The sequence below is a fragment of the Rhodococcus sp. WB1 genome, from assembly GCF_001700945.1.
Classification (GTDB): Bacteria; Actinomycetota; Actinomycetes; order Mycobacteriales; family Mycobacteriaceae; genus Rhodococcus; species Rhodococcus aetherivorans.
The window spans coordinates 582,606-609,117 of the sequence record NZ_CP015529.1 but is presented as its reverse complement, the minus strand read 5'-3'; the positions used below and the strand labels follow the sequence as shown (position 1 = coordinate 609,117).

The 26,512-nt window shown below is 68.3% G+C and carries 25 protein-coding genes; 14 read left to right on the top strand and 11 right to left on the bottom strand.

What is annotated here, in order from left to right:
• Nucleotides 1-5: 5 nt before the first annotated feature.
• Nucleotides 6-620 carry a TetR/AcrR family transcriptional regulator gene (locus A4U64_RS02855; RefSeq protein ID WP_029545845.1) on the bottom strand — a complete coding sequence of 205 codons (615 nt, stop codon included), beginning with the start codon at nucleotides 618-620 and terminating at the stop codon, nucleotides 6-8.
• Nucleotides 621-732: 112 nt separating this feature from the next.
• Between A4U64_RS02855 and A4U64_RS02850 the strand changes: the two genes are divergently transcribed.
• From A4U64_RS02850 to A4U64_RS02830, 5 genes are all read left to right on the top strand, one after another.
• Nucleotides 733-2,289, top strand: a complete 1,557-nt coding sequence (locus tag A4U64_RS02850) for an acyl-CoA synthetase (RefSeq protein ID WP_065922117.1) — start codon at nucleotides 733-735, stop codon at nucleotides 2,287-2,289.
• Between the two features lie 11 nt (nucleotides 2,290-2,300).
• Nucleotides 2,301-3,512, top strand: coding sequence for an acyl-CoA dehydrogenase family protein (locus A4U64_RS02845; RefSeq protein ID WP_006935246.1), 1,212 nt, complete (start codon nucleotides 2,301-2,303; stop codon nucleotides 3,510-3,512).
• Complete coding sequence (locus A4U64_RS02840) at nucleotides 3,509-5,443, top strand: alkyl/aryl-sulfatase (RefSeq protein ID WP_065922116.1); 1,935 nt, start codon at nucleotides 3,509-3,511, stop codon at nucleotides 5,441-5,443. Before A4U64_RS02845 ends, A4U64_RS02840 begins: the two co-directional genes overlap by 4 nt.
• 213 nt (nucleotides 5,444-5,656) lie before the next feature.
• A complete protein-coding gene (locus A4U64_RS02835) occupies nucleotides 5,657-7,021 on the top strand; it encodes an MFS transporter (protein WP_029545849.1) in 1,365 nt (454 codons plus the stop codon).
• A gap of 32 nt (nucleotides 7,022-7,053) precedes the next feature.
• The gene (locus A4U64_RS02830; RefSeq protein ID WP_037201978.1) at nucleotides 7,054-8,250 is read left to right on the top strand and encodes a serine hydrolase domain-containing protein; all 1,197 of its coding nucleotides are present in this window, start codon (nucleotides 7,054-7,056) and stop codon (nucleotides 8,248-8,250) included.
• 82 nt (nucleotides 8,251-8,332) lie between these two features.
• On the opposite strand, the gene A4U64_RS02825 is transcribed toward A4U64_RS02830, so the two are convergent.
• The 5 genes from A4U64_RS02825 to A4U64_RS02805 all read right to left on the bottom strand — a co-directional run bounded on the left by A4U64_RS02825 (nucleotide 8,333) and on the right by A4U64_RS02805 (nucleotide 13,453).
• Entirely contained in the window at nucleotides 8,333-8,812 is a 480-nt protein-coding gene (locus A4U64_RS02825; protein WP_051359212.1) for an acyl-CoA thioesterase, read from the bottom strand.
• 23 nt (nucleotides 8,813-8,835) lie between these two features.
• The gene (locus tag A4U64_RS02820) at nucleotides 8,836-9,351 is read right to left on the bottom strand and encodes a hypothetical protein (RefSeq protein WP_043798488.1); all 516 of its coding nucleotides are present in this window, start codon (nucleotides 9,349-9,351) and stop codon (nucleotides 8,836-8,838) included.
• A 111-nt stretch (nucleotides 9,352-9,462) separates the two neighbouring features.
• A complete protein-coding gene (locus A4U64_RS02815; protein WP_043798719.1) occupies nucleotides 9,463-10,653 on the bottom strand; it encodes a fumarylacetoacetate hydrolase family protein in 1,191 nt (396 codons plus the stop codon).
• Nucleotides 10,650-12,119 (bottom strand): aldehyde dehydrogenase (NADP(+)), encoded by a 1,470-nt coding sequence (locus A4U64_RS02810; RefSeq protein ID WP_006935231.1) that lies wholly within the window; start codon nucleotides 12,117-12,119, stop codon nucleotides 10,650-10,652. The genes A4U64_RS02815 and A4U64_RS02810 overlap by 4 nt, the downstream gene beginning before the upstream one ends.
• The gene (locus A4U64_RS02805) at nucleotides 12,116-13,453 is read right to left on the bottom strand and encodes an enolase C-terminal domain-like protein (protein ID WP_065922115.1); all 1,338 of its coding nucleotides are present in this window, start codon (nucleotides 13,451-13,453) and stop codon (nucleotides 12,116-12,118) included. The genes A4U64_RS02810 and A4U64_RS02805 overlap by 4 nt, the downstream gene beginning before the upstream one ends.
• A gap of 157 nt (nucleotides 13,454-13,610) precedes the next feature.
• Between A4U64_RS02805 and A4U64_RS02800 the strand changes: the two genes are divergently transcribed.
• Nucleotides 13,611-14,411, top strand: a complete 801-nt coding sequence (locus A4U64_RS02800; RefSeq protein ID WP_231385949.1) for a GntR family transcriptional regulator — start codon at nucleotides 13,611-13,613, stop codon at nucleotides 14,409-14,411.
• Between the two features lie 253 nt (nucleotides 14,412-14,664).
• Nucleotides 14,665-16,023 (top strand): MFS transporter, encoded by a 1,359-nt coding sequence (locus tag A4U64_RS02795; RefSeq protein ID WP_232334154.1) that lies wholly within the window; start codon nucleotides 14,665-14,667, stop codon nucleotides 16,021-16,023.
• 222 nt (nucleotides 16,024-16,245) lie between these two features.
• On the opposite strand, the gene A4U64_RS02790 is transcribed toward A4U64_RS02795, so the two are convergent.
• Nucleotides 16,246-16,443, bottom strand: coding sequence for a DUF4177 domain-containing protein (locus A4U64_RS02790; protein ID WP_006935226.1), 198 nt, complete (start codon nucleotides 16,441-16,443; stop codon nucleotides 16,246-16,248).
• 210 nt (nucleotides 16,444-16,653) lie between these two features.
• Between A4U64_RS02790 and A4U64_RS02785 the strand changes: the two genes are divergently transcribed.
• Nucleotides 16,654-17,619 (top strand): intradiol ring-cleavage dioxygenase, encoded by a 966-nt coding sequence (locus A4U64_RS02785; protein WP_006935225.1) that lies wholly within the window; start codon nucleotides 16,654-16,656, stop codon nucleotides 17,617-17,619.
• A 148-nt stretch (nucleotides 17,620-17,767) separates the two neighbouring features.
• A complete protein-coding gene (locus A4U64_RS02780; protein ID WP_084648582.1) occupies nucleotides 17,768-18,184 on the top strand; it encodes a LysR family substrate-binding domain-containing protein in 417 nt (138 codons plus the stop codon).
• 344 nt (nucleotides 18,185-18,528) lie between these two features.
• Here the strand turns inward: A4U64_RS02780 and A4U64_RS02775 are convergent, their stop codons facing one another.
• Nucleotides 18,529-19,167, bottom strand: a complete 639-nt coding sequence (locus tag A4U64_RS02775; RefSeq protein ID WP_006935223.1) for a carboxymuconolactone decarboxylase family protein — start codon at nucleotides 19,165-19,167, stop codon at nucleotides 18,529-18,531.
• A gap of 24 nt (nucleotides 19,168-19,191) precedes the next feature.
• The gene (locus A4U64_RS02770; protein ID WP_006935222.1) at nucleotides 19,192-19,758 is read right to left on the bottom strand and encodes a VOC family protein; all 567 of its coding nucleotides are present in this window, start codon (nucleotides 19,756-19,758) and stop codon (nucleotides 19,192-19,194) included.
• A 114-nt stretch (nucleotides 19,759-19,872) separates the two neighbouring features.
• On the opposite strand from A4U64_RS02770, the gene A4U64_RS02765 reads away from it, so the two are divergent.
• From A4U64_RS02765 to A4U64_RS02745, 5 genes are read left to right on the top strand one after another with little or no spacing between them, the layout of a single operon-like run.
• On the top strand, nucleotides 19,873-20,514 hold the full coding sequence (locus A4U64_RS02765; RefSeq protein ID WP_006935221.1) for a TetR/AcrR family transcriptional regulator: 642 nt from the start codon (nucleotides 19,873-19,875) through the stop codon (nucleotides 20,512-20,514).
• Nucleotides 20,515-20,550: 36 nt separating this feature from the next.
• Nucleotides 20,551-20,946, top strand: a complete 396-nt coding sequence (locus A4U64_RS02760) for a nuclear transport factor 2 family protein (RefSeq protein ID WP_006935219.1) — start codon at nucleotides 20,551-20,553, stop codon at nucleotides 20,944-20,946.
• Nucleotides 20,943-22,127, top strand: coding sequence for an acyl-CoA dehydrogenase family protein (locus A4U64_RS02755; protein ID WP_006935218.1), 1,185 nt, complete (start codon nucleotides 20,943-20,945; stop codon nucleotides 22,125-22,127). Before A4U64_RS02760 ends, A4U64_RS02755 begins: the two co-directional genes overlap by 4 nt.
• Complete coding sequence (locus A4U64_RS02750) at nucleotides 22,124-23,482, top strand: phosphotransferase family protein (protein WP_065922114.1); 1,359 nt, start codon at nucleotides 22,124-22,126, stop codon at nucleotides 23,480-23,482. The genes A4U64_RS02755 and A4U64_RS02750 overlap by 4 nt, the downstream gene beginning before the upstream one ends.
• 14 nt (nucleotides 23,483-23,496) lie before the next feature.
• On the top strand, nucleotides 23,497-24,390 hold the full coding sequence (locus tag A4U64_RS02745; protein ID WP_051446022.1) for an isocitrate lyase/PEP mutase family protein: 894 nt from the start codon (nucleotides 23,497-23,499) through the stop codon (nucleotides 24,388-24,390).
• Between the two features lie 155 nt (nucleotides 24,391-24,545).
• On the opposite strand, the gene A4U64_RS02740 is transcribed toward A4U64_RS02745, so the two are convergent.
• Both A4U64_RS02740 and A4U64_RS02735 read right to left on the bottom strand, forming a co-directional pair.
• Nucleotides 24,546-25,616, bottom strand: coding sequence for a branched-chain amino acid ABC transporter permease (locus A4U64_RS02740; RefSeq protein WP_043798512.1), 1,071 nt, complete (start codon nucleotides 25,614-25,616; stop codon nucleotides 24,546-24,548).
• Nucleotides 25,613-26,497: a branched-chain amino acid ABC transporter permease gene (locus tag A4U64_RS02735; protein WP_065922113.1), complete on the bottom strand. Its 885-nt coding sequence runs from the start codon at nucleotides 26,495-26,497 to the stop codon at nucleotides 25,613-25,615. The genes A4U64_RS02740 and A4U64_RS02735 overlap by 4 nt, the downstream gene beginning before the upstream one ends.
• Nucleotides 26,498-26,512 lie beyond the last annotated feature (15 nt).

Here is a 26,512-nt window from a genome sequence, read left to right as displayed (position 1 = left end):
GACCGTCAGGATCCGGCCCCGGGCGGCGGTCCGTCGAAGCCGTTCGCCCAGTACCGGCCGCGCAGGGACAGTTCCAGCAGCATTTCCGTGACGTCCTCGAGGGGAAGCACGGGCGGATCCGACTCGATCCACCAGCGCAGCACGGAAATCTGCTCGCCGACCCAGGCCCGGGCGAGAACGTCGACGTCGATGCGCGGGGTCACCCCGTGGGCGTCCGCGCGCTTGCGGAAGATCCGGGCGACGACCTCGCTGCGGTCGTCCATGAACTCCCGCAGCGCACGGCCGTCGCCCTCCCCGCGCAGGATCACCCGGTACACGTCGCGTTCCTCGGCGGCGTGGCGGAACATCTCCAGGACCGGCTTGCCGGTGAACCCGGCCGACGAGTCCGTGACGAGCGGGCGCAAGCGTTCGTTCAACTCCGCGATCAGATCCGCGACGATCCGCCCGAACAGGTCGTCCTTGTCGGTGTAGTGCCCGTAGAAGGTGGCGCGGCTGAGGTCGGCCCGTTCGGCGATGTCCTCGACGGTGACGGCGCCGTAGCCGCGCTCGAGCACGAGCGTCACGAGCGCATCGCGCAGCAGTCGCTTGGTGCGACGCACCCGGCGGTCTTCCGTTGCCATTGCCGGCTCCCTTCCCGGTACCAGGACGCCCATGCTAGCGCAAGTCTTGACACGGACACCAGTTCAATACATCGTGTCCAATAACAGTCACTCTGTCCGCGAAGGAGCGGAAATGAACCTCGGCATCTATCTGAGCCGCAGCAGTACGTACTGGCCCGACCACGAAGCCGTGGTGTGCGGCGACGAGCGCTGGACGTACCGCCGCCTGGAGGGCTCCACCAACCGGCTCGCCTCGGCACTGCTCGGGCGCGGACTCGAACCGACGCAGGCGGTCGCCACCTTCGCCGGTAACCGCCCGCAGCTGGTGGAGACCGAGATGGCCCTGTGCAAGGCCGGACTGCTCCGCGTGCCGATCAACGCGCGACTCGGCGCCGCCGAGGTCGCCCACGTCCTACGGGACGCGGCCGTGCGCATGCTGTTCGTCGACGCCGAGCACGCCGAGGCCGCGCTGAAGATCGTCGCCGACACGGGGGCGGACTGCACGGTCGTCGACTACGACGACAGCTGCGACGGCGCGGTGCGCTACAGCGACCTGCTGGCCGAGGGCGACGATCGCCCGGTGGCGATCGAGGTCGACCCCGAGGTTCCCGCGGTCCTGAACTTCACCTCCGGCTCGACCGGAAAACTCAAGGCCGCGGTGCAGACTCACGGCAACCGCCTGGCCAACATGCGCAAGCGCCTGATGACTCCGGACAGCTCGCTCGGTGTCGGCGAGCGCTACCTCGCACTCGGCCCGATCACCCACGCCTCGGGCATGGGCCTGCTCGCCTCCCTCTCCCGCGGATCGACCGTCGTGATCCTGCCGCACTGGGACACCGGGCTGTTCCTGCGCACCCTCGAGTCCGAGCGCATCACCTCGACGTTCATGGTGCCCACCATGCTCAACCTGGTGCTCGACCACCCGGAGGCCACCACCACCGACTACTCGAGCCTCAGATGCGTGCGGATCGGTGGCGCGCCCGTCTCCCCGCAACGCCTGCGTGACGCCGTCGACCTGTTCGGACCGGTCGTCGCCCAGGGTTACGGACAGGCCGAAACCACCAGTGGGGTAACGGTTCTCACTCCGGATGACGTGGAGCGAGGAATCGACTCCGACCCCGAGCTCCTGCTGTCGTGCGGACGCGCGGTGTTCGACACCGAAGTCCGGGTGGTCGACGACGAAGGCCGGCCCGTGCCGGCAGGCGAACTCGGCGAGATCGTCGTGCGCGGGCCGGACTGCGTGCGCGAGTACTGGCACGAACCGGAGTTGTCGGCGGAGACCTTCCGCGACGGGTGGGTCCACACGGGCGACATCGGGCGCCTGCGGGAGGACGGGTATCTGTTCATCGTCGACCGCAAGAAGGACATGATCATCTCCGGCGGGTTCAACATCTACTGCAGCGAGGTCGAGGCTGCCCTGTACGAGCACCCCGACGTGTCCGAGGTCTGCGTCGTCGGCGTCCCCGACGAGCGGTGGGGCGAGGCCGTGAAGGCCGTCGTCGTGCCGCGCCCCGGCACCGGGCCGACGGAAGCCGCACTGATCGACCACTGCGCCCAGCGGCTCGCCGGGATGAAGAAGCCGCGCTCGGTGGACTTCGTCGAGTCCCTTCCGATCAACCGCAACGGCAAGGTCGACCGCCGCGCCGTGCGCGACTCCTACTGGTCCGGCGCCGAGCGCCGCGTTCACTGACAAGGACCCCCATGTCGTTCACCCTCACCCCGTCCTACGACGACCACCCGCGGCTCGCGACGCTGGTTCCGCGCCTGCGGGACTACCTCGACGGCGAACTCGCCGAGTACGAACAACGACTCGGCCTGGGACCGGAAACCCGCTATACCCGAGAGCAACTCGAACCGGTGTGGCGGCGCAGCCGTGAACTCGGGTTCTACGGAATCCATCTGCCGCCGGCCCTCGGCGGTCAGGGCCTGTCCTACACCGAACTCGCCGTCCTCAAGGAGGAGGTGGGGGCCAGCGGCCGGATCCTCGCCCACTCGGTCCTCGGTGACATGGGCGGGCCGCTCCGCGTCGGGTCGATCTTCGGCGTGGCCACGGACCACCAGCTCGAGAAGTACCTGATGCCGGTGCTGCGCGGCGAGCGGGCGTGCTGCTTCTCGCTCACCGAGGAGGACGCGGGATCCGACGTACGACGGATGCGCACCATCGCCACCCCCGACGGGGACGGCTGGCGGCTGACCGGCCGCAAGGTGTTCTCCTCGGCCGGCCCGTTCGCCGACTTCTCCGTGCTCGTCGCGCGAATGGCCCCCGCCGGTGACACCGACCCGGAGGTCTATTCGGCCTTCCTCGTCGATCTCGACTCCCCCGGCTGCACCGTCGTCGACGGTGACCTGCCGATGTCCGGCCAGCACGTGGAGAGCGACATCATCCTCGACGACTGCTACGTCGGGCCCGAGCAGCTGCTCGGCTCCGTCGGCGACGGTCTGCGAATCGGGCTGGGGCGCGTGACCGTCAACCGGTTGCTGCACTGCCCGACGGTGCTGGGCAGCGCGCGACGCGCGCTGCACCTGACCGTCGACTTCGCGAAGACGCGGCACGTGCAGGGCGCACCCCTGGCGGCGTTGCAGTCGATCCAGCACAAGATCGCCGACATGGCCACCGACTACTACGCGGCCCGGAGCATGACCTACGACGCCCTCGCCGCGCTCGACGCCGGCACACCGCCGCGCGTCGAGGCGTTCATGTGCAAGCTGTTCGTCGCCGAGCACGCCTTCCGCATCGCCGACGAGGCCGTGCAGATCCACGGCAAGGCGGGCATGGTCCGCGGCGCCGAGGTCGAATGGCTGTTCCGGCGGCTGCGCATGTTCCGCGTCCTCACCGGGTCGTCCGAGATCCAGAAGAACGGGATCGCCAAGCAGTTGCTCGCACAGCCGGCGCGCGGAAAGGAAGCGGCATGACCAGCCCGCTGTCGAGGCCGAAGGCGGCCACCCCCGCCACCGCGGCGGCCAACCGGGCCGTGCTGAGCACACTGGACTTCGCCGACCGGCGTTCCTTCGACGACGCCCGCCGCGGATTCGTCGCCACGATCGACCCGCCGGTGATCCGCGCCGAGAACGGCCGGGTGGTATGGGATCTGACCCGGTACGACTTCCTCGGCGGCGACTGCCCCGACACCGTCAACCCCAGCCTGTGGCGGCAGGCGCAACTCACCGTGCGGCACGGCCTGTTCCGGGTCACCGATCGCATCTACCAGATCCGGGGTTTCGACATCGCGAACATGACGATCGTCGAGGGAGACACCGGATACCTGGTGATCGATCCGCTGCTCACCCCGGAGACCGCCGCCGCCGGCATGCGACTCGTGCGAGAACACCTCGGGGACAAGCCGATCCGCGCGATCGTCTACACCCACAGCCACACCGACCATTTCGGTGGGGTCAAGGGCGTCGTGTCCGCCGACGAGGTGGCGCGCGGTGCGGTGCGGATCGTCGCGCCGTCGGGCTTCATGGAACACACCGTCAGCGAGAACGTCCAGGCCGGCAACGCGATGAAGCGGCGCGCACAGTACATGTACGGCTCGCTCCTGCCTGCAGACGACCGGGGTGTCGTCTCGGTCGGGCTCGGAGCCGCACTCGCCAACGGTGGACCGACGCTGCTCGCTCCCACCGACCTGGTCGCCGAGACCGGTACCGAGATGGTGCTCGACGGGGTGCGGATCGTCTTCCAGTACACCCCGGACAGCGAGGCTCCGGCGGAGATGAACTTCTTCCTTCCGGACCTGCGGGCGTTGTGCATGGCAGAGAACGTCTCGCACAACATGCACAACCTCTACACCCTGCGCGGCGCTCAGGTGCGCGACGCCGCAGCGTGGAGCAACTACATCCGGGACGCCCTCGATCTCTTCGGCGACCGGGCCGATGTGCTGTTCATCAGCCATCACTGGCCGGTATGGGGGCGCGAGGCGATCCGCGAATTCATGGAGAAGCAGCGCGACCTGTACCGCTTCATCCACGACGAGACGCTGCGGTGGGCGGCGCGCGGGCTGAACGCGGCCGAGATCGCGGAGAGACTCGAGCTTCCGCCCGCCCTGGCGACCTACTGGTCCAACCGCGGCTACTACGGAACCCTCGAACACAACGTCAAGGCGGTCTACCAGAAGTATCTGGGCTGGTTCGACGCCAACCCGGCGAACCTGCACCCTCACCCGCCCACCGCGGCGGCGGCGCGGTACGTGGAGTTCATGGGCGGTGCGGACGAGGTCCTCCGCAAGGCACGGGCGTCGTTCGACGCCGGTGACTACCGGTGGGTCGCCGAGGTGGTCGGCCGGGTCGTCTTCACCGACCCACGGAACGAGGACGCGCGGGCCCTGCAGGCCGACGCCTTCGAGCAGCTCGGATATCAGGCGGAGGCGGCCTCGTGGCGGAACTTCTACCTGACGGGTGCCCAGGAACTGCGCTCGGGCGTCGCCTACGCCGGGGGCGGTGGGGCGCGGGGCGACATGCTCACGGCGATGACCACCGAGATGCTGCTCGATCACCTGGCCGTCCGGCTCGACGGAGCCGCGGCCGCCGAATGCGACGCCCACGTGGCGCTCGATGTGGACGGCGACGGGCGGATCTTCGTCCTGGTCCGCCACGGTGTGCTCGTCCACAGCCGTCGTCCGCAGCGCGGCGACGTGGATGCCACCGTCGCACTGTCGCGGCCGGTGCTGGCGCGACTGGTGCTCGGGGCACTCACCGCGGCCGACGCCGAGGCCGCCGGGCACGTCACGATCTCGGGTGACGCCGCCGCGTGGCGGGTGCCGTTCGACCTGCGCGGCGGGTTCGACCCGGCATTTCCGATCGTCACCCCGCGAGCTGCAACTAGGTTGAATTATGTTGTCCTCTAACATATTTCACTGACACAGCCCTTGCGTTATGGCGTCCGTCACAGTAGGCTGAGTGCAACACGGGACGGTGGACGACTTCGACTTCTCGTGACGATCGACCGGAATGCGCCGCCCTTCCGTCGGGCCACCGACGACGAACGCGGGCCCGGTGCCGATCGGATTCCCAGACGACGTGGCCACCGATCGAGGATCGGGACGAGCCGAGGAGGATGCATGGCGACAATTCGAACCCCCAGCCCGGCGACCACGGCGCCGGAGGTGAACCCACCCGGGTACAGCCGTCGACGTGCCCTCGCCGTCCTCGTGATGATCGTCTTCTTCATGATCATCAACTTCGGCGACAAGGCCGTGCTCGGTCTCGCGGCGGTACCGATCATGAACGAGTTCCGGATCGACCGCAGCATGTTCGGACTGATCGCCAGCTCGTTCTACCTGCTCTACAGCATCGCGGGCATCGTCGTCGGCTTCGTCTCCGCCCGGGTCTCCAGCCGGCTCCTGCTGTTCTCGATGGCCATGATGTGGACGGTCGCGCAGATTCCGGTGCTGCTGGTCGCCACGGTCCCGGCCCTGGTGGCGGGACGCGTGCTCCTCGGCGCCGCCGAGGGCCCGGCCACGCCGATGTCGATGCACGCCCTGTACAAGTGGTTCCCGGCGCACAAGCGCGGGTTGCCGTCGGCCCTGCAGATCAGCGGTGCCGCCCTGGGAGTCCTCATCGCCGCCCCCGTCCTGACGTGGCTCATCAGCGATCACGGATGGCGGGCCGCGTTCATCGCACTGGCCGTCGTGAGCGGGCTGTGGGGCATCGCCTGGCTCGCGATCGGCAAGGACGGCCCGTTCGACCGCGACACCCGGCACGGGCACGGCGCCGCGGCCGGCCCGTCGGGCGCGGCCGGCAATCCGAAGATCTGGAAGATCCTCGTGAGCGGCACGTTCCTCGGCAGCGCGGCGAGCGCATTCGGCGGCCACTGGGCGATGGCGGTCAACTCGGCATGGCTCCCCGAATACCTGCACACCACAATGCAATTCGGTCCTGCGGACGTCGCCGGCGTGATCAGCGCGATCTCCGGCACGAGCCTCGTCCTGCTGCTCACCATCTCCCCGCTGTCCGACCTGCTCCTGCGCAGGGGACTGTCGGTGCGCTGGGCGCACGGGGCCTTGCAGGGCGTCGCCGTGACGATCGCGGGCCTCGCGATGGTGCTCGTCCCGCTCGCGGACGCGTCCGCAATCCGCCTCGTGCTCATCGTGATCGCGTTCAGCGGCTCGGCCGTCGCGTTCCCGCTCCACTACATGACGGCCGCTGCGGTCGTGCCGCCGGCCAAGCGCGGCGCCGTCTTCGGCATCCTCGCCGCCACCGGCACCCTGCCCGGGCTCGTCGCCCCGTACCTGACCGGCCGGATAGTCGACGGCGGCGCCACGGTCGTGGCCGGATACGGCACCGCGTTCACCCTCGCCGCCGTCGTCATGATCGCGTGCGGCGTGTATGCCATCGCAGCCATCCGCCCCGCCCACGATGCGCGTCGTCTGACCCGGGTCGGGACGACCGGCACCGCGGACGACGCCACGGCCGGTGCGGTGTGACCGCGCACCGCGGAATGGAAGCGGCCCCGTCGATGCGCACCGGTCCGGATCTCACGTGGGCTCGTGGCCTGACCGATCCCGCCGACGTGCGCCGGTACCTGACGTCCCGCCGCGAGACGATGCCCACCCGGCGCGTGTGGCGCGGCCGCGGCGGCGTGTGGGAGCTGCCCGCCGCACCGACCGACCTGTCCGGGCTTCCCATCGAACGGCTCCGAGGCCGGCCGGAGACCTTCAAGCGGATGCTGGAGACGTCCGACACCGACGGCATCGCGGTGGTGCATCGGGGTCACGTCGTCCACGAGTACCACCGGCCGGGCTTCGCGGCACACGATCCGCACCTGACCACCTCGATGACGAAGTCCGTCGTCGGCCTGGCAGCCGCGATTCTCGTGCACGACGGCGTCGTCGATCGGCGGCACCCGGCGTCACGCTACGTACCCGAAGCGGCAGGCACCGCGTTCGGTGACGCACGCGTCGACGACCTGCTGCACATGAGCACCCGGGTGTCGTACAGCGGCCGGATCTACCACCGTCGCGCCGAGGCGCAGCGCCTGCTCGCCGCGGTGAGCCCGTCCGCGCGCCCCTTCGGATACACGGGGCCGGGCTCGATCCGCGAGCACCTGGCGACGGCCCGGGCGACCGGTCCGGCCGGCGCGGAATTCCGTTACGAGAACGGGAATGTCGAAATGGTCGCGGAGGTGCTCCGCCGGGCCACCGGAACCACGCTCGCCGACCTCGTCGGCGAGCTGGTGTGGTCCCGCATCGGCGCCGAGGAGGACGGCTACTTCGTCCTCGATTCCGACGGCACCGAGATGGCGAGCGGCGGGTTCTGCGCCACGTTGCGCGACGTCGCCCGGCTCGGCGAGGTGCTGCGTTGCGGCGGTGCGCTGGGTGGCCGGCAGGCGCTGCCGGCCGCGGTGGTCACAGGCCTCGGGGCCCGCGTACCCACCGGTCCCGGCGCGCGTGTGCGGCCACCGAATGCGTCACCGGACTCACGGTCGACGCTGTCGTACCGCGACTACTGGTGGGTGCTCGACGACCCGTTCGGCTCCTACACGGCCACCGGAATCCACGGCCAGATGCTGTTCGTCTCACCGGGACTCGAGCTGGTGGTCGCCCTCTACGGGTCGCGCGTCGAATCCCCGTCCGTTCCCGCACCCGCCTTCGTCCTGGCGTGCTATCAGATCGGAGCGCACCTCGGAGCGTTCGAACCCGTGCCCCCGCCGTGACTGTTCCCCCACGGCCCACCTCGGATCGATTCGTGCCGTGCGTTCGCCGCTGTCCTCACAGGGGGATAGTGCGCCTCGGAGGTCAACCGTTGCGTGTCGTCTCGGACAGCTCGTCGAGGGGGACGGAGTGCGGGGAGGCGAACGCGGCGTACTGGGCCTGTCGGCGGAGCCGAGCCGCCTCGTAACGATCTCGCGTGACGTCCGTATTCGGTGTGAAGGGGGGCACGGCAACGGGTTCACCGGTGTCGTCCACGGCGACCATGGTGAAGTACGAGCTGTTGGTGTGGCGACGTGTTCCGCTTCGGATGTTCTCGGTGTCGACCCGGATCCCGATTTCCATCGAGGTCCGTCCGGTGTAGTTGACCGACGCCGAGAAGGTGACCAGTTCTCCGACGTGAATTGCGTCGCGGAAGAGAACCCGGTCGACGGAGAGGGTGACGACGTAGGTACCGGCGTAGCGGCTGGCGCAGGCGTAGGCGACCTGGTCGAGAAGTTCGAGGAGACTGCCGCCGTGGACGTTGCCGGAGAAGTTGGCCATGTCGGGGGTCATGAGCACCGTCATGCGCAGTGATGCGTTGCCGGAAGTCACAGCGATCCTCCAGGGTGGCCGGGCGAGCCGGAGGCCGAGCGCCGTTGCGCCCATCGCGGGGGACGACCGACGGTACTCGGGTCGACATGCCAGCCGGCCGGGATGCGGCACCAGACGAAAGCCCGGCACTGCGGGACCGGATGCAGAATCCAACGCCGATGCATGCTCACCCCCCACCCGTGGATGTCCTCGGATGGGGGCGAGGCGGCTCCGGATGGGGGCGAGGTCGACGCGAGCAGGGCGCGTGGGTGGAGGGGGAGCGGCACGGACCTGTCGGTGACGACGGCGGCTGCGCCCACTGCGACTGCGAGGTCTTCGATGCCGGGCCGGTCGGGTGCGACGAGCGGGACGAGGACTGCGTGCCCGGCCGAGTTGGCGTTGTCGATGACCGCCTCGCGGGTCCGGCGGTCCCCGATACAGACGAGAACGGCATCTCCGCAACCGACACCGGCCGCGGCGAGATGGTCGACGATGTGGTGCGGCGCGATGCCGTGCCGGGTGGATTCGGTCATGACCAGCTCCTGATCGGGCGTCGAGTGGGGGATGCGACGAGACACCGAGCGGCGTAGGAGGAGGGTCCACTACGCCGCTCGGCGGGTCCGGTCCCGTGGCCGGCGCGCGGTCTATGCGGTGGTGGCAGCGACCGGCGCAGGTGTGGCCGGGTGGGTGTGCAGGTAGTCGAACAGCTGGCGCAGCCCGAAGGACCATGCGGGCAGGGATTCTGTGGCCCCCACCTCGTTGATCAGCGCACCGAGATGTGCGCTACGGATGGTGACGACATCGCCGATCTTGTGGGTGAAGCCCTGCCCGGGCTCCTCGCGATCGGCGACAGGGGCGAAGAGCGTTCCGGTGAAGAGGGCAAAGCCGTCGGGGTACTGGTGGTGATCGCCCATTGTTGCGGCGACCAGTTCCTCGAACGGCCGGCTGATGCGGGCGAGGTTGTTGACGCCCTCCATCCTGAATCCGTCGGGACCGTCCACGCGAAGCCGGATCTCCTCGTTGCGGACCGTCTCGAGACCGAAGTCCCCGTCGAACAACCGGATGAAGGGACCGAGCGCACTCGAGGCGTTGTTGTCCTTCGCCTTTCCGAGCAGCAGGGCGCTGCGGCCCTCGACGTCGCGCAGGTTCACATCGTTGCCGAGCGTGGCGCCGGCCACGGTGCCGACCGAGTTCACGATCAGCACCAGTTCGGGCTCGGGATTGTTCCACGACGAGAACGACGGGATGCCGATCTTCGCTCCGACCCCGACCGAGGACAGCACCGGAGCCTTCGTGAAGACCTCGGGATCGGGACCGATCCCCACCTCCAGATACTGGGACCACAAACCCTCGTCGAGCAGGATCCGCTTGGTCGCGGCGGCCTCGGGTGAGCCCGGCCGCAAGGCGGCGATGCCGCCGCCGAGGGTTCGTCCGATCGAGGCCCGCACCTCGGCGGCGCGATCCGGGTTCCCGGCCGTGCGTTCTTCGATGATGCGCTCGATCATGCTCTCGACGAAGGTCACCCCACAGGCCTTCACGACCTGCAGGTCGATCGGGGCCAGGAGGTGCGGACGGGCCGGATCCTGCACGAGGGAGGCATCAATGAGATCGGAGACCTGCCAGCGGGGTGGCGACTGCGCCGTCACGCTGTCGACGTCGGCGAGGACGGTGGACGACTCGAGCAGTTCGGACACGGTTCCGGCGACTGCATGGAGATCGAAGACACCCCCGTCCCGCACGGCGACGACGCGAGGGCCGCCCGTCTCGACGTCCCACACGCGCCCGATCAATCGCGCCCGGTCGGCGTCCTCGGGCAGGACGTGAGCGTGTGTCATCGCTGCGCTCCCGGCCTTGCCGGACGGTGCCACTCGCCGTCGATCCGCTGTGCGATCCCCCACGGGTTCTCGTCCTGCAACGCCTCGGGCAGACGCGATGTGGGAAAGGACTGGTACGCGACCGGTCGGAGGAACCGGGAGATGGCGGCGGTGCCCACGGAGGTGGTCGTCGATGTCGTCGCGGGGTACGGTCCGCCGTGGTGCTGGGCGTAGCTGACGGTCACGCCTGTGGGCCAGCCGTTCCAGAGTACCCGACCGCTGATGTCGACGAGCACGGCGGCCAGTTCGGTGACGTCGTCGGCGGCTTCGGCCTGCACAGTCGTCGTGAGCTGGCCTTCCAGGAGCCGTGCCAGACCGACCAGTTCCGATTCACCGGCGTACTCGACGATCAGGCTCGCCGGCCCGAACATCTCCTGTCGCAGGAGTTCCGGATGTGCGCGTACGTTCGCGGCCGTGGTGCGCAGCACCATCGGCGACGGCATCGCCGCGAAGTCGCCTTCGACGAGTACCTCGACGCCGGCGGCGGCCCGGACCCGCGTCACCGCCTCGCGGTATCCGTCGTGGAGGCGATCGTTGAGGAGCACGGTCGGCTCGAAGCGGTCGAGGGCGTGCGCCAGCACAGCCGCAACGGATCCGGTGTCACCCGCCGGCACGAACAGCAGTCCCGGCTTGGTGCAGAACTGCCCCATGCCGAGAGTGAAGGACTGCGCGTAGCCGGTGAGAATGTCTTCGCGGCGGCTGTTCCACGCGTTCTCGGTGACGAACACCGCGTTGATTCCACCGAGTTCGCCGTAGAAGGGAATGGGCTCGGGGCGTGCCGCCGCGCGGTCGAACAGGGCGCGGCCGCCACCGGTCGAACCCGTGAAGCCGACAGCCTTGACCAGCGGGTGATCCACCAGCGCCTCTGCTGCGGGTCTGCCGGTCACGAGCCCGAAGAGACCGGCAGGGGCTCCGGCGGCTTCGAGTGCGGCGACCACGACGTCCGCGGTGCGTGCGGCGAGCTCGAGGTGCCCGTCGTGGGCCTTGTGGACGACAGCGCATCCGGCGGCCAGCGCCGAGGCGCTGTCGCCGCCCATCACGCTGAACGCGAAGGGGAAGTTCGACGCACCGAAGACACCGACGACGCCCAGCGGCACGTTGACACGGCGGATGTCCGGCCGCGGCCCCATCCCCCACGAGTCGTCGGCATGGTCGATGACGGCGTCGAGATGCTCGCCGCGGCGGACCTCGTCGGCGAACAACCGGAGCTGGAAAGTACTGCGCCGTAGTTCGCCCTGAAGCCGGTCGAGCCCCAGACCGGTTTCCCGCGCAGCGATGTCGACCAGGGCCGGAGCGTCGCCCTCCAGCCCCTCGGCGACGGCCTCGAGCCAGCCGGCGCGGGTGTCCGGGGGGACCGTCCGGGCCTTCTGAAATGCCGCGTGGGCCGCTTCGACCTTCCGGTTCAGTTCCTCGACGGTCGTGTTCACGGCGCCACCTCCACTCCGGTCTTCGTGGTCGCCGCGCGTCCGTTCACCTCTCGCCAGCCGGGGCCGGTGGGAAAGACCCAGCGTTCGCGCGACGCGGCCAGCATCTCCGCGCCGATACCCGGCAGGGCCGGCGCGGCGTAACGTCCCCCGACAATCCGGACGGGTTCCGCGAAGTGCTCGTGCAGGTGGTCGACGTACTCGATCATGCGTCCCTCCTGGGAGCCACTGAGGGCTGCGTAGTCGAAGAACGAGAAGTGCTGAACGAGTTCGCAGAGCCCGACTCCGCCGGCGTGCGGGCACACCGGCACCCCGAAGCGGGCGGCCAGCAACATGACGGCGATGTTCTCGTTCACTCCGGCAACGCGGGTGGAGTCCAGTTGGAGCACGTCGATGGCCTGGGCCTGCAGCAGCTGCTTGAAGACGATACGGTTCGCGACAGCCTCGCCGGTCGCGACCCGCGTCGGGGCGACACCCTTACGGATGTCGGCGTGGCCGAGGATGTCGTCGGTGCTGGTCGGCTCCTCGATCCAGTACGGGTCGAACTGCGCGAGCTCGTTCACCCGATCGATGGCCTCGGAGACCTCCCACCGTTGGTTGGCGTCGATCGCGATCGGCAGGTCACCGACGGCCTTGCGGGCGAGGGCCAGGCGACGAAGGTCGTCCTCGACGCTCCCGCCGACCTTGAGCTTGATCATGGAGAAGCCGTCGGCGGCTGCCTCCTTGCTGAGACGCACGAGCTTCTCGTCGCTGTATCCCAGCCACCCCGGTGACGTCGTGTAAGCGGGGTAGCCGCCGGCCTGGAGTGCGGCGATGCGGTCCGCCTTGCCGATGCTGCCGCGCTGGAGGAGGTCGAGGGCCCGAGCCGGATCGAGGGAGTCGCGGATGTGCGTGAAGTCGACGACGTCGACGATCTCCTCCGGGGACATGGTGCTCAGCAGCAACCAGAGCGGCTTGCCTTCGCGACGGGCCCGAATATCCCACAGCGCGTTGATCAGAGCGCCGCAGGCCATCTGGCTGACGCCCTTCTCCGGGCCCAGCCACCGCAGTTGCGAGTCGTGGACGAGACGTTTGGATGCGGCGCCGAGATCGAAGATCAGTTCCTCGGTGTTCCGGCCGATCAGCAGCTGGGCGTAGGTGTCGATGGCATGGGTGACGACATCGTTGCCCCGACCACAGGTGAAGACGAAGCCGTGCCCTTCGTCGCCGGCATCCGTGCGGATCGTGACATAGGCGGCCGAATAGTCCGGGTCGACGTTGACCGCATCCGAACCGTCCAGTTCCAGCGACGTCGGGAACCGGACATCGTCGGTCGTGATGGAGACGAGGTGAGACATGGCACTCACTTCCGTGAATCGTATAGGAATCGCCGTAATCATATAGGCAGTGTGGCCCGCGTCAAGCCGCCGGAGATGGATCGGTCACCCCGCCGGGGCCCGAGAGGGGCCCCGAGGCTGGTCGACGGCGAAGAGGACCGGGGCGTATACAGTCGGCATGTCCGAGCGCCCGCCACCTGCCGCACCGCCACAGCGGGCCGAGAAGTGGAGAGAGATGGTCATGGCCCGGCGCGATACGTCCGACGCCCCGAGAGTTCAGCCGAAAGTAGCTGCCGGCGAGGTCTATTCGAAGCTGCGGGACTCCATCGTGGCCAGCGAGATTCCGCCGGGCACCCGAATGAACATCGATGCCATCGCGCGCGACCTGGGCGTCTCACAGACGCCGGTCCGAGAAGCGTTGCAGCGGCTCGAGGGGGACAACCTGGTCGTTTACAGCCCCGGCCGCGGGTACAGCACCACCCCCCTGCTCGACCTTCCCGAACTCCGATCCCTCTTCGAGTTCCGACTGCTCGTCGAGCCCTGGGCAGCACGATCCGCGGCGGTGGATCGGCTCACGAACCCGAGCAGGGCCCTGGACCGGGAGCTCGAATCCTTCGAGCGCCGCGTCGAAGAGGGCGGCGACCTGCGTCAGGACCTCGTCGCCCACGACACCCGCTTCCACGACACCATCCTCGGTGCGGCCGGCAACCCAGTGGTCCAGCACGCATTCGTCCAGACCCACTGCCACCTGCACATCTTCCGGCTCTATCCCGCGGACGTCGACGGGTCGGTCACCGTCGCCGAACACCGGCAGATCTGGGATGCCATCCGTGCCTGCGAGCCGCAGACCGCCGAGCAGGCCATGGCCGACCACATTCGCAACTCCTTCACGCGATTCGCGCAGGCCTTCGACGGCAACATGCCACCCCTGGATGCCTCCGAGACCGCACGGACGCAGAAGGCGCACATCGTCGGTTAGCGCGACGTCCCAGGGGAGACGAGGTCGGACGCCGACGATCGAGGCGTTTCCTCGACGCGTCGATTCCGCCGGCGCCCTTTCGCGACCGGAACGGGAAGCTCCGAGGTGCCGGGTTGCCCCTCCCCGGCCCGCTTGACAGTGACGGCAGTCACCTGATTCCATGTGGCCTATACGATCGCCGGTGTTCCTATACGATCCCGTGCCGCGATCGACCTCACCCCACCTGCCTCATGTTCGAGGATTCGAGGAAACAATGGTCATGTCAGGGAGAACCCCCATGAGTACTGCAGTAGGAAGTGACTCCGAAGTGAAAGCACCTCGGACCATGACTCGAATGCGATGGGCCATCATCTGGCTCGCATTCGTCGGCCTCAGTATCAACTACCTCGACCGGTCGAGCCTGAGCGTCGCGCTGCCGTTCATGGGCGAGGATTTCCATCTCACCGCCACCCAGCAGGGCATGATCTTCGCGGCTTTCTTCTGGGCCTACGATGTGTGCCAGCTCGCCGCCGGCTGGTATGTCGACAAGGTCGGCCCCCGGCGATCGTTCACCATCGCCGCCCTCTGGTGGTCGGTCTGCACCATGGCCACATCCTTCGCGCGGGGATTCGGTTCGCTCTTCGCGGTCCGTTTCCTGCTCGGAGTGGGTGAGAGCCCGGCACCGAGTACGTCCGCCAAGGTGGTCGCCACCTGGTTCCCGAAGAGCGAGCGCGCCTTCGCTACGAGCATCTGGGACTCCGGCTCGCGCGTCGGCGCGGTGATCGCCCTTCCGATCGTCACGCTCATCATCTCCTTCACCACCTGGCACGGCGTCTTCATCATCATCGGCGCTCTGGGTGTCGTATGGGCCTTCGCCTGGTGGAAGATCTATCGGGCCCCTCAGGATCACCCGCGGGTCGGTACCGCCGAACTCGCGCATATCGAGAGCGGCGGCGCACGCGGTGCCGGCAGTGACGACGCGGACGCCGCGAAGCTACCCTGGCGGTCGCTGTTCCGGTACCGCACCATCCTGAGCATGATGTTCGGCTTCTTCTGCCTGAACAGCGCGATCTACTTCTTCATCACCTTCTTCCCCAGCTACCTCGTCAGCGAGAGGGGATTCGATCTCCTGAAGCTCGGAATGTTCGGCGCGCTGCCGGGTGTGTGCGCGGTGGCGTGCGGATGGCTCGGTGGATTCGCCGCCGACCGCGCGGTACGTCGGGGACACTCGGTCACCCGGGTTCGCAAGACCCAGATCGCCGGAGGCCTGGTCGGCGGATCGGTCATCATGTTCGCCGCAGTCGTCCCCGAGGCGTGGATGGCGTTGGCGCTCTTGTCTCTTGCGTACTCCAGCCTGACCGTCGCCGCTACCGGAATCTGGTCGCTTCCGGCGGACGTCGCACCCAGTTCGAAGCATGTCGGGTCGATCGGCGGAATCCAGAACTTCGCGTCGAATCTCGCGGGTATCTTCACGCCGCTCGTCATCGGCGTCCTCGTCGACAGCACCGGATCCTACGTCGCCCCGCTCGCGGTGATCGGCGCAGTGGCACTGCTGGGGGCAGCAAACTACTTGTTCGTCATGGGGAGGGTGGAACCACTGAAGGTCAAGGAGCCCCTGGCGCTTCAGCACTGATCGGAGATCTGCACCGGGCAGCTCTCACACGTCGGCTCCGATGAAAGCGAGATCCCACGACCGTCGGTCGTGGGGTCTCGCTTTCGCGTGGCGAAACCTGCAAGAAGCCGAGAGCCGGGACGTCGTCGGCACAGGGGACGCGGGGAGGCGCGGCCACGACAGTGTCCCCGATGCCGCGTTGTTCGAGTCGCGGCGACGGACGAGTCGGGCCGACCGCGCCCGTCAGCCCTCGCGTTCGAAGGTGACGAGCAGCCCCTCGACCCCGCCCGGGCCGACGCGGCCCTTGATCTCGGCGGAGGTGATGGCCTTCAGGCGCCACCCCTGCCGGGCGTGCTCGTTGAGCAGATCCTCGAGCTTGTCACCGGACATCTTCCCGCCGAGCATCTTCTCGCGGACCTCGACAACCTTGTACGAGTACATCGCATTCCTCATGTCGTGGCGATCGGGAATCAGCGGGAGCGCCGACCTTTCGTATCCTACCCGCGCCCGCGCGGCGCGAGCCGGGCTCGACGACCGAAGGACGGATCCACCCGAGCCCGGCTGCCAGCAAGTTCCCAGCATCCGTCCGGTGTTTCCCGAGCTTCCCTTCGTAGCGTGAACCCCACCGAACCGAGCCGAGAGGACACCGCAATGAGTTCACGCCGGGCGCGTCGCGTTCCGACCGACCCCGAACTCCACGAGCACGACCTGGGCCTGGCCCACGACATCAGGACGATGCTGTCGCGCCGGCGGATGCTGGCCGTCTTCGGCGCGGCCGGCACCGCGGCCCTCGCTGCGTGCTCGACGGGCGGGTCGACGTCCACCTCGGCATCCGCGTCGGCCACCACCACCGCCGCTTCGACGACCTCCGCGACCGCCGCGGGCGAGTGCGTCGCCGCCGCACCACAGGAGACGGCCGGCCCGTACCCCGGCGACGGATCGAACGGGCCCAACGTCCTGATCGAGTCGGGAATCGTCCGCAAGGACATCACCACCAGCTTCGGTGACTACACCGGTACCGCCGAGGGCGTGCCGACCACCATCACCCTGCACCTGCAGGATCTCGCCGCCGGCTGCAGCCCCGGCCAGGGCATGGCCGTCTACCTGTGGCACTGCGACCGCGACGGGCAGTACTCCCTCTACAGCGACGGACTGACGGACCAGAACTACCTGCGCGGCGTGCAGGTCGCCGACGCCGACGGCACCGTCTCGTTCACCTCGATCTTCCCGGCCTGCTACTCGGGGCGCTGGCCGCACATCCACTTCGAGGTGCACGACTCCCTCGAGGTCGCCGTCGCCGGCGACAACGCGCGGCTGACCTCGCAGATCGCCCTCCCCCAGGACGTGTGCGAGACGGTGTACGCCGGCGCCGACGGATACGCGCAGAGCACCCGCAACCTGGCGCAGATCAGCCTCGACTCCGACAACGTCTTCGGCGACGGCTGGGACGCCGAACTCGCGACCGTCACCGGCAGCATCGACACCGGCTACGCCGTCGATATCACGGTCGGTGTCGCCGAGAAGTCGGCGAACGTCCAGTCCGATGCGCCGCCGCAGGGCGGGATGGGAGGCGGCCCCGCCGGTGGCCGCCCGGCAGGTCCGCCGCCCGGGCAGTGACGGTCGCTCACTCCACCTTCGTCAGCGACCGCACTGCACCCTCGGACGCACGGCAGTCTTGCCGTCGACGCGCCCGGTTACTTCTTTCCCCCGGGGTTTCTCACGAGCTTCTTGTTGGCAAACTCGTTGAAGCCGAACCGGGCCAGCGATGCCGGACTCCCTCGTCGTCGCGCTGCCCGACACCCACCCGCTGGCCGGCGCGCGCCGGTTGTCGATTGCCCAGCTTGCCGCGGAAAGCTTCGTCTCCCTCCCGCCGCACGAGGGTGCGGTGCTTGCCGACCGGTTGCGGCGGCTCGCGCACGCGGGCGGGTTCGTCGCCGACGTCGTCCAGGTCGCCCCCGATACGCAGACCGCCCTGGCGCTGGTCAGCGCCGAGGTCGGGTGCCACCTGACGTTGGCGTCCGTGGCGAGCAACGTCACCGATCCCCATGTCGTCTTCGTTCCGCTCGACGAGTCGACCCCCGACGTCGACCTACGCGTGGCGTGGCGACGCGACGACACCAATCCCGCGCTGCACGTGGTGCTGAAGGTGGTGCTCGGGTTCGCCGATGCGGCGAACGGCTGAGGACCGGAAGATCCCGAGCGGCCGCACCGGGCTCGGCGCGATCAACAATGTCGGTGAGGGTGAGTCGATGAAGGCCATGGCCGAGGGCATCATCCTCGGTCGCGTCTCCACCGGTGAGGACGTGGCGGCCTCCGTCTTCTACCCGGCCGGCCCCCGACTCGAACTACATGACGGGCCAAGCCGTGCTCATCGACGGCGGCATGCTGTTCGTCCGAGATCCCCACGACGACCCGCTCACCGCCTCGCGGTGCGCGGCGCCGCCGGACCGGTTGCGCCGTCGAACAACCCACAACCGGTCCGACGAAGGGCGCGAGAGAACCGCAGCGCGCATGATGCAACGGCCGCTACTCGCCGGCCAGATCGGCGGAGAGGTCGGAGACATGGACGCCGTCCGGGATCCGGACCTCCTCGACCGGTTCGGGTCTGTCGTCGAACTCGAGCTTCAGCGCGCGGCAGATCGTAGCGTGCATGTCGTACATGCACGTGATGTAGGTGAGTTCCATGATCTCCTGGTCGGACAGGTGAGCCCGGAGCAGGGCGAACACCTCGTCGGGCACCCGGCCGCCACCGAGGACGAGCCCGTCTGTGTAGGCGAGCACGGCGCGCTCGAGCTCCGAGAACCGGTCGCTGATCTGCCAGTGCGGGAGGGCAGCGATCTTCTCTTCGGACATCCCGAGAGAACGCATCTGCTTGCAGTGCTGGGAGAACACGAACTGGCTCCCGCGCGCGTACCCGGCCCTGCCCTGACCGAGCTCGCGCAGCAGCGGGTCGAGACCTGCGTTGCGGTACAACGCGAAGCCCCGTACGGCATGCCGGAACACGGCCGGAGACTGTGCGAACACCGTCCACCAGTCGCCCGGCGTGGCATGAATGGTGCCGTGGTCGACGGCGGGGTCCTTGTCGGCGCCGAACAGCCGGTCGTAGAAGAAGAGGATCTTTTCGTCGGTCACCTCGGCACGAGGGACTTCACGGAGGCGGGGCATGTCGATTGTCCTTTCGGCCGTCGGTCAGGAGGCGCCGGTCGTGCGGCGGTCGGCCGCGGTCTTCGGCTCGTGCACGACGTCTTCCGGAGTGAACTCGCGCGTCCAGCAGGCAAATTCGAGGAGGACGCCGTCCGGATCCTGGAAGTAGAACGATCGGACGAAGGTGCCGTCGTGCACCTCCTTGGCTACGCCGGACGGGCTGTCGTCGTGGTTGAGGACGCGGCTGACCTCGACACCGTCCGCTTGCAGCCGGGCGCGGTACTCGCCGAACAGTTCCGGTGGGACAGCGAAGGCCACGTGGTTCATCGATCCGACCGCACTGGCGAGTTCCCCCTCGTCGGGGCGGCCCTTCGGCGCCGCAACGCCGGGGGCGGCATCGGGTGCGTCCTCGAGCCAGAAGAACGCGAGGGTGTTGCCTCCCCCGCAGTCGAAGAAGAAGTGCTGGCCGAGTCCCCCGGGCAGCTCGACCGTCTTCACCAGGGGCATGCCGAGGGTTCCCGAGTAGAAGTCGATCGTCCGCTTCATGTCGGAGCAGACGAGGGCGAGGTGATTGATCCCGCGGAGTTCGAACTTCGAATTCGATGTGGTCACTGCAATCCTTTCGGGCACTGATTCGGAGAAATCCGGGCAGGAAACGGAGAGAATCAGAGAACAAGGGGTACGAGATGACTTGACAGTCATGTCACCTTCGGGGATAGTCTGACCGTGGCCAAGTCATCTGTCAACACCCCGTCCGTACCCGCGCCGGTCGAGACCCTCACGGCGCGGGGGCGGAAGACTCGTGACGCCCTGCTCGACGCGGCGCGCACCGTATTCGAGACCGTCGGATTCCCCGACACCCGGGTCGAGCAGATCACCCAGGAGGCCAACGTCGCTTATGGCACCTTCTATCGGTATTTCGAGTCGAAGGAACACATCTTCCGCGAACTGAGCACCCGCCTGTTCGAGGATGTACACCGCCGCGAACCGACCGATCCCGACCTGTCCCCCGCGGCACGGCTCGTCGCGGCGAATCGCTCGTACTACAAGGCCTATCGGCGCAATGCACGGCTGATGGCGATCGTCGAGCAGGTCGCGACCATCAACGACGAGTTCCGGGAATTGCGCCACGAGCACCGCTCCCAGCTCATCGAACGGACTTCCCGGGCGATCGCCCGCTGGCAACAGGAGGGACTCGTCCGGCAGTCGCTCGACCCGGTACTCGCCGCCCGCGCGATGTCCGCGATGGTCGATCACACCCTCTACCTCTGGCTGATCCAGGGGGAGGCGGCGGACGAAGAGGCACTGCTGAGCACCCTCGACCAGATGTGCCTGGGCGCCCTGGGACTGGAATCCGATTCCCCCTGACATCCCATCCGCAGCACCGAGGAGAACCACCTTCGCATGTTGGATCTCGCAGACCGATTCTTCGCCGCCGTCCGAGCCGGTGACGTGGACACACTGACAAACCTGTATGCGCCGGACGCGCGCATCTGGCACAACGACGACGGCCGCGAGCAGACCGTCGAGGAGAACCTGCGCGTGTTGCGCTGGCTCACCCGCACGCTCGAGGACTTCCGTTACGAGGACGTCCGCCGCGACGCGGTTCCGGACGGCTTCGTACAGCAGCACGTGGTGCGCGGGGCCCTGCCGGGACACGGTCCGCTCGAAGTGCCTGCCGCACTGTTCGTCCGGGTCGTGGACGGACGGATCACCCGCATCGACGAGTACGTCGACTCCGCCGCCATCCGACCGCTGCACGAGACGACCGACACGACAACGAAGGGAAACGGGGCATGACCACCAATCATCCCGAGGGCCACATCGCAGACCTGTGCGCCCGCATGCGCTCGTTCATCGACAACCAGGTGATTCCTGCCGAGCCGGTCCTCGCGCGCGAGGACGACGACGCCCGCAAGGCACTCGATCAGCTGCGCACGCAGGCAAAAGAGCTCGGTCTGTGGGCCTTGGGTCACCCGGCGGACGTCGGGGGTGGTGGTGTGCGGTTCCTCGATTTCGTATACCTCAACGAAATCATCGGCCGGTCCGAGTTCGGGCAGCTCGCCGTCGGGTCCGTGTCCATGCAGGACACCTTGATGCTGCGCAAGCACGGCACCGAGGAACAGCGGGAACGATGGATCCCGCCGCTCGTCGCCGGCGAGTTCCTGCCCTCGGTGGGACTCACGGAGCCGGAGGTCGCCGGCTCCGATCCGACCCTGATCACCACCCGCGCGGAGCTCGACGGGGACACCTGGGTCATCAACGGGCACAAGTGGTTCACGACGGGAGTCAAAGACGCGGGCTACTGCACCGTCTTCGCGCGCACCGAGCCCGAGGACGTGCCCCGCCACTCCCGGATCAGCGCGATCATCGTTCCGACCGACACCCCCGGTTTCGAGATCCTCCGCTCGATCCCGACGATGGGCCACGATCCCAGCGACCACTACGAGGTCCGGCTCTCCGACGTGCGGGTGCCTGCCGACAACCTGCTCGGCGAGCGCGGCAAGGGGTTCGCCGTCGCACAGGACCGCCTCGGACCCGGGCGCATCTTCCACGGCATGCGCTGGCTCGGTCAGGCGCAGCGGGCCTACGAGCTCATGTGCGAGCGGGCCAACACCCGCTACGTGCACGGTTCTCTCCTGGCAGAGAAGGGCGAGGTCCACCGGTACATAGCGGAATCCGCCGCGCAGATCCACGCTGCCCGGCTGATGACACTCGATGCCGCCCGCGCGATGGACTCCGGCGACGATGCACGCATCCGGATCGGGCTCGTCAAGTTCTGGTGTGCACGGATGCTGCACGACGTCGTCGACCGCGCCATCCAGGTGCACGGAGCGCTCGGGCTGACCGCCGACACGCCGTTGGAGCGGATGTATCGGCAGGCCCGGTACGCCCGCATCTACGACGGCCCCGACGAGGTCCACCGCATGTCCACAGCCCGCAAACTGTTGCGCGACCCGGGCGCGGCGCCGTGGCTGTGACCGAGGCTTCCTCGTCACTGGGTGACGGGATCCGAGCGATCCTCATCGAGGCGCGCGGCGAGAACGTCTCGGTCGGCGAACCCCGACAGCTGACCGGCGGCGCGAGCCGCGAGGTGTGGTCGGCGCAGGCAACCGATGCCGCGGGCAACCCCCTGCCCGTAGTCCTCAGGCGTGATCCCCCCGGGCACGGCGACGCACAGCGGATGCGCGCGGAGACGGCATGCCTGCGCGCCGCCGCCGCCGCCGGTGTGCCGGTACCCGCTGTCCTTGCCAGCGGTGACACCGCCCCCGGCATCGATGCCCCCTTCCTGCTGATGGAAAGAGTGGCCGGCGAGTCGATTCCCCGGAAGATCCAACGGGATCCGGCGCTCGCCGAAATGCGGGAGCGGCTGGCCGAGAAGATGGGATTCGTGCTGGGACAGATCCACAGCAGCGCTGTCGGAGCCCTCACGATGCTCGACACCAGAGACCCGATCGACGTGCTCGAGTCCGTCTATCGGGCTCTCGACGACCCGCGCCCGGCGGTCGAAATCGGGCTGCGGTGGCTTCGGGACCATCGGCCTTCGCGCCGACCGGCCACTCTCGTGCACGGCGACTTCCGCCTCGGCAACCTTCTGGTCGACGACACCGGAATCCGGGGCGTCCTCGACTGGGAGCTCGCCCATCTGGGCGATCCGATCGAGGACCTCGGATGGCTTTGCGTCCGGGCATGGCGGTTCGGTGCCGAACTCCCGGTCGCCGGTGTGGGGACCCGCGAGCAGTTGCTCGACGGCTACGAGAAGGCGACGGGTGAGCGGCCTTCGACGGCAGAGCTGCACTGGTGGGAGACCTACGGCACCCTGCGGTGGCTGGTGCTCAGCCGGTTCCAGGCGCAGCGACATTTCGGCGGCGCCGAGCGCTCGCTCGAACTCGCCGCGATCGGCCGCCGGGTCTGCGAATCCGAATACGACCTGCTCCTGATCCTCGATCTGCTCGACGACGAGCCACCGGCGGCACCTGCTCCGCCGGCCGAGTCGCTGCACGACCGCCCGAGCCTGGCCGAGATTCTCGAGCTCGTCTCCTGGACGCTCACCGACGAAATCGGTCCGGCACTCGACCGGACGCAGGACCGGGAGCGCTACCTGCTGCGGATCTGCGTCAACCTCCTGGGCACGGCGCGTCGGGAACTCGACTCCGGCGACAGCACCGTGCTCGGGGACCTGTTGACCGAAGTCGGCTGCGCCACCGAGGCCGAGCTCGCAACCGCGCTTCACCGGGGAACGCTCTCGTACACCGACCCCCTTGTGCGTCGAGCCGTCTCGACAGCGGTCCTGGCCCGTCTGCGCGTCGCCAATCCACGCCACCTCACCACGTGATCGAAAGCGATTCCATGTCAGATTTTCTCGGATCACCGACCCCTACCAGACCACGGCTGCGCCAACTGCTGGACAGCGCGGCACCGGTCCTGGCGCCGGGGGCCTACGACAGCCTGTCCGCGCGCCTGGTCGAGGCCGCCGGGTTCGATGCGGCGTACATGACCGGCTTCGGCACCTCTGCGAGTCTGCTCGGTCGCCCCGACGTCGGATTGCTCACCGCTACGGAGATGACCGACAACGCCCGCCGCATGGCGGCTGCCGTCGACGTCCCGTTGATCGCCGATGCCGATACCGGGTACGGCAACCCTCTCAACGTCATTCGCACCGTCCGCGACTACGAGAGGGCCGGTGTCGCGGCCATCCAGCTCGAGGATCAGGTCGCTCCCAAGCGATGCGGCCACATGGAGGGCAAGGCGGTCGTCCCGGTCACCGACATGGTGGCCAAGCTGGAGGCGGCCGTCGCGGCCCGCACCGATCCGGACCTCCTGATCATCGCTCGGACCGACGCCGCGGCCGTCGACGGGCTGGACGCGGCAATCGATCGCGCCCTGCGCTACGCGGACGCCGGCGCCGACCTGTTGTTCGTGGAGGCTCCGGCCAGCATCGACGAGGTGCGTGCGGTGGCGACCCGGTTGAAGGGACATCGCCTGGTGTTCAACTGGGTAGAAGGCGGGCGCACTCCGCCGGTGCCGCTGGATGTGCTGGGCGAGCTGGGATTCGCTCTTGTGCTGTTCCCGATCGGCGCGCTGCTGGCCGCTACGAGGTCGATCCAGGACTTCCTGGCCACGATCGTGCGCGACGGGACCCCGGCGGCGGCGTTGTCGCGCCTGCCCTCCTTCGACGAGTTCACCGGGTTCATCGGACTGTCCGAGGTGAACGAACTCGGTTCCCGTTTCGCCGATCGCTGAGCCGGAAGGGTTCGCCTGGCCACATGGCCAGGCGGGCTTTTTCGGTACCGATCGCACCGGGCGACAGCCGGAGACCACTAACACCGCAGCGACGGACGGGCACCCTAGATCCTGATCGAGGGTGCCTGTCCGTCGCCGGTCGTGGTCCGGGCAGTTCAGCCGGTGGCCACCGGTTCCAATTCCAGTCCCGGGTCCTTTGTGCCCTCGGACCGTCCCCCGTCGCTGCGACGACCCGGGATGCATGCCACGAGCGGCGCGAGCCCCCACCGCACCAGACTGATCAAGCCGTAGGGCAGTACGAAGATGAACAGGATCAACGCAGCGCCGTAGGTGATGCCGGCCGCCGACTGGTTGAGTTCAGCAGTCCACTGCGGGACGTAGACGACGAAGAAGGCGCCGAACACGACACCGGGCACGGTACCGAGACCTCCGACCACGATCATGGTGATGAACGCGATCGCCAGCGGCAGCCCGAAGGCCTCCGGGCCGACGTACTGGACGACGAAGCTGTAGAGCACCCCGCCGACGCCGGCGAGTGCAGCACTGAGGGCGAACACGGTGGTCTTCGTCCGGGCGGCCGGCATACCGAGGGTCGTCGCCACGGCCTCGTAGTCACGGATCGCGATCAGCGATCGCCCGATGCGGCCGGTGGAGAGCCGGCGCACCACGAGATAGGTCAGCGCGGCGACGAGCAGGCACAGGTAGTACACCCACTGGTCGCGATCGAGACCGGAGGATACGGGTGCCTCGGCCGCGGTGACGTTGATGCCCGCCTGACCGTCGGTCACGTGCTCGAAGCGTTTGATCACGGCGGGGGTCACCAGTGCGAGACCCAGTGTGGCGAGCGCCAACTGGAGGCCGTGGAGCCGCAGCGCCGGCAGCCCGAACAGGTACCCGCCCACATAGCAGACCGCGAAGGCGAGCGGGAGCACCACCGGATAGGCGACACCATGGTTCTCGATCAGCACCGCACTGAGATACGCGCCCACGGCGAAGAAGAAGCCATGGCCCAGGGAGATCTGACCGGTGTTGCCTGTCAGCAGATTCAGGCCGAGTCCGACCACGACGTACACGAGGACCATGGAACGGTCGAAGTTGACGTACGGCGCCGAGACGAGCGGTGCGACCGCGGCGAGGACGAGCACCACCGCAACGGTGGTACGGCGGAGCCACACCGGTGCGTCGAGTTCGGCGCGGGGGCGGCGGAGCATATCGAGGACTTTCATACCCGCGCCACCTTCCGCGCACCGAAGAGACCTTCCGGCCTGAAGAGCAACACCCCCAGGATGAGGACCAGTGCCACGGCTTGCTTGAAGTCGTGGCCGATCCACTCGATGTACGTACCGGCGAGGTTCTCCGCGACACCGACGCACAATCCGCCGACGAGGGCGCCGACCGGACTGTCCAATCCGCCGAGAACGGCGGCAGCGAATGCGTAGATCAGCGACGCGACGAGCATGTTCGGCTGGAGGAACAATTGCGGGGCCGCGAGCGACGCCGCGAGCGCGCCGATCGCCACCGCCAATCCCCAGCCGATCATCAGCATGCGACCTACCGGAATACCCACCAGCTCAGCGGAATCCGGATTTCCGGCGGCCGCCCGCATCGCGAGGCCGACACGGGTACGCTGGAACAGGAGGAACAGCAGCGCCGCGACAACCACGACCGCGCCGACGATCACGAGGGACTGCCGCGAGACTGCCACCGTCCCCAGCGTCACCACCGGTCCGGACACCGTCGACGGAAATTCCCTGCTCTGCACACCCCAGATCCAGCCGGCCGCGCTGTTGAGGACCAGCATCAGTCCGAGAGTGATGATGACGAGCGGCATGTGGTTCGGCGAGCCCGCCAGCGGCCGGATCAGCACCCGCTCGGTGACGGCGCCCATGAGGAACGCTACCGCCATCGCCCCGAGGATCGCGACATACAGCGGCGCACCCCACTGGTGGAACTGCCACGCGAAGAACGCCGCGAACATCGCCATCTCCCCCTGCGCGAAGTTCACGATCCCGGAGGCCCGGTAGACGAGGACGATGCTCAATGCGAACGCACCGTACAGTGCGCCCCACGTGAGCCCGTCTACCAATTGTTGAAGAAGGACGTGCATGACTCACTCCTGTGC

Coding starts and splice junctions, on each gene's coding strand:
- A4U64_RS02830 (WP_037201978.1), top strand. CDS start 7,054: ATGCGCACCGGTCCGGATCTCACGTGGGCTCGTGGCCTGACCGATCCC.
- A4U64_RS02785 (WP_006935225.1), top strand. CDS start 16,654: ATGAGTTCACGCCGGGCGCGTCGCGTTCCGACCGACCCCGAACTCCAC.
- A4U64_RS02845 (WP_006935246.1), top strand. CDS start 2,301: ATGTCGTTCACCCTCACCCCGTCCTACGACGACCACCCGCGGCTCGCG.
- A4U64_RS02805 (WP_065922115.1), bottom strand. CDS start 13,453: ATGTCTCACCTCGTCTCCATCACGACCGACGATGTCCGGTTCCCGACG.
- A4U64_RS02850 (WP_065922117.1), top strand. CDS start 733: ATGAACCTCGGCATCTATCTGAGCCGCAGCAGTACGTACTGGCCCGAC.
- A4U64_RS02775 (WP_006935223.1), bottom strand. CDS start 19,167: ATGCCCCGCCTCCGTGAAGTCCCTCGTGCCGAGGTGACCGACGAAAAG.
- A4U64_RS02790 (WP_006935226.1), bottom strand. CDS start 16,443: ATGTACTCGTACAAGGTTGTCGAGGTCCGCGAGAAGATGCTCGGCGGG.
- A4U64_RS02855 (WP_029545845.1), bottom strand. CDS start 620: ATGGCAACGGAAGACCGCCGGGTGCGTCGCACCAAGCGACTGCTGCGC.
- A4U64_RS02815 (WP_043798719.1), bottom strand. CDS start 10,653: ATGACACACGCTCACGTCCTGCCCGAGGACGCCGACCGGGCGCGATTG.
- A4U64_RS02760 (WP_006935219.1), top strand. CDS start 20,551: ATGTTGGATCTCGCAGACCGATTCTTCGCCGCCGTCCGAGCCGGTGAC.
- A4U64_RS02780 (WP_084648582.1), top strand. CDS start 17,768: ATGCCGGACTCCCTCGTCGTCGCGCTGCCCGACACCCACCCGCTGGCC.
- A4U64_RS02820 (WP_043798488.1), bottom strand. CDS start 9,351: ATGACCGAATCCACCCGGCACGGCATCGCGCCGCACCACATCGTCGAC.
- A4U64_RS02825 (WP_051359212.1), bottom strand. CDS start 8,812: ATGACGGTGCTCATGACCCCCGACATGGCCAACTTCTCCGGCAACGTC.
- A4U64_RS02735 (WP_065922113.1), bottom strand. CDS start 26,497: ATGCACGTCCTTCTTCAACAATTGGTAGACGGGCTCACGTGGGGCGCA.
- A4U64_RS02745 (WP_051446022.1), top strand. CDS start 23,497: ATGTCAGATTTTCTCGGATCACCGACCCCTACCAGACCACGGCTGCGC.
- A4U64_RS02800 (WP_231385949.1), top strand. CDS start 13,611: ATGTCCGAGCGCCCGCCACCTGCCGCACCGCCACAGCGGGCCGAGAAG.
- A4U64_RS02840 (WP_065922116.1), top strand. CDS start 3,509: ATGACCAGCCCGCTGTCGAGGCCGAAGGCGGCCACCCCCGCCACCGCG.
- A4U64_RS02795 (WP_232334154.1), top strand. CDS start 14,665: ATGGTCATGTCAGGGAGAACCCCCATGAGTACTGCAGTAGGAAGTGAC.
- A4U64_RS02755 (WP_006935218.1), top strand. CDS start 20,943: ATGACCACCAATCATCCCGAGGGCCACATCGCAGACCTGTGCGCCCGC.
- A4U64_RS02835 (WP_029545849.1), top strand. CDS start 5,657: ATGGCGACAATTCGAACCCCCAGCCCGGCGACCACGGCGCCGGAGGTG.
- A4U64_RS02740 (WP_043798512.1), bottom strand. CDS start 25,616: ATGAAAGTCCTCGATATGCTCCGCCGCCCCCGCGCCGAACTCGACGCA.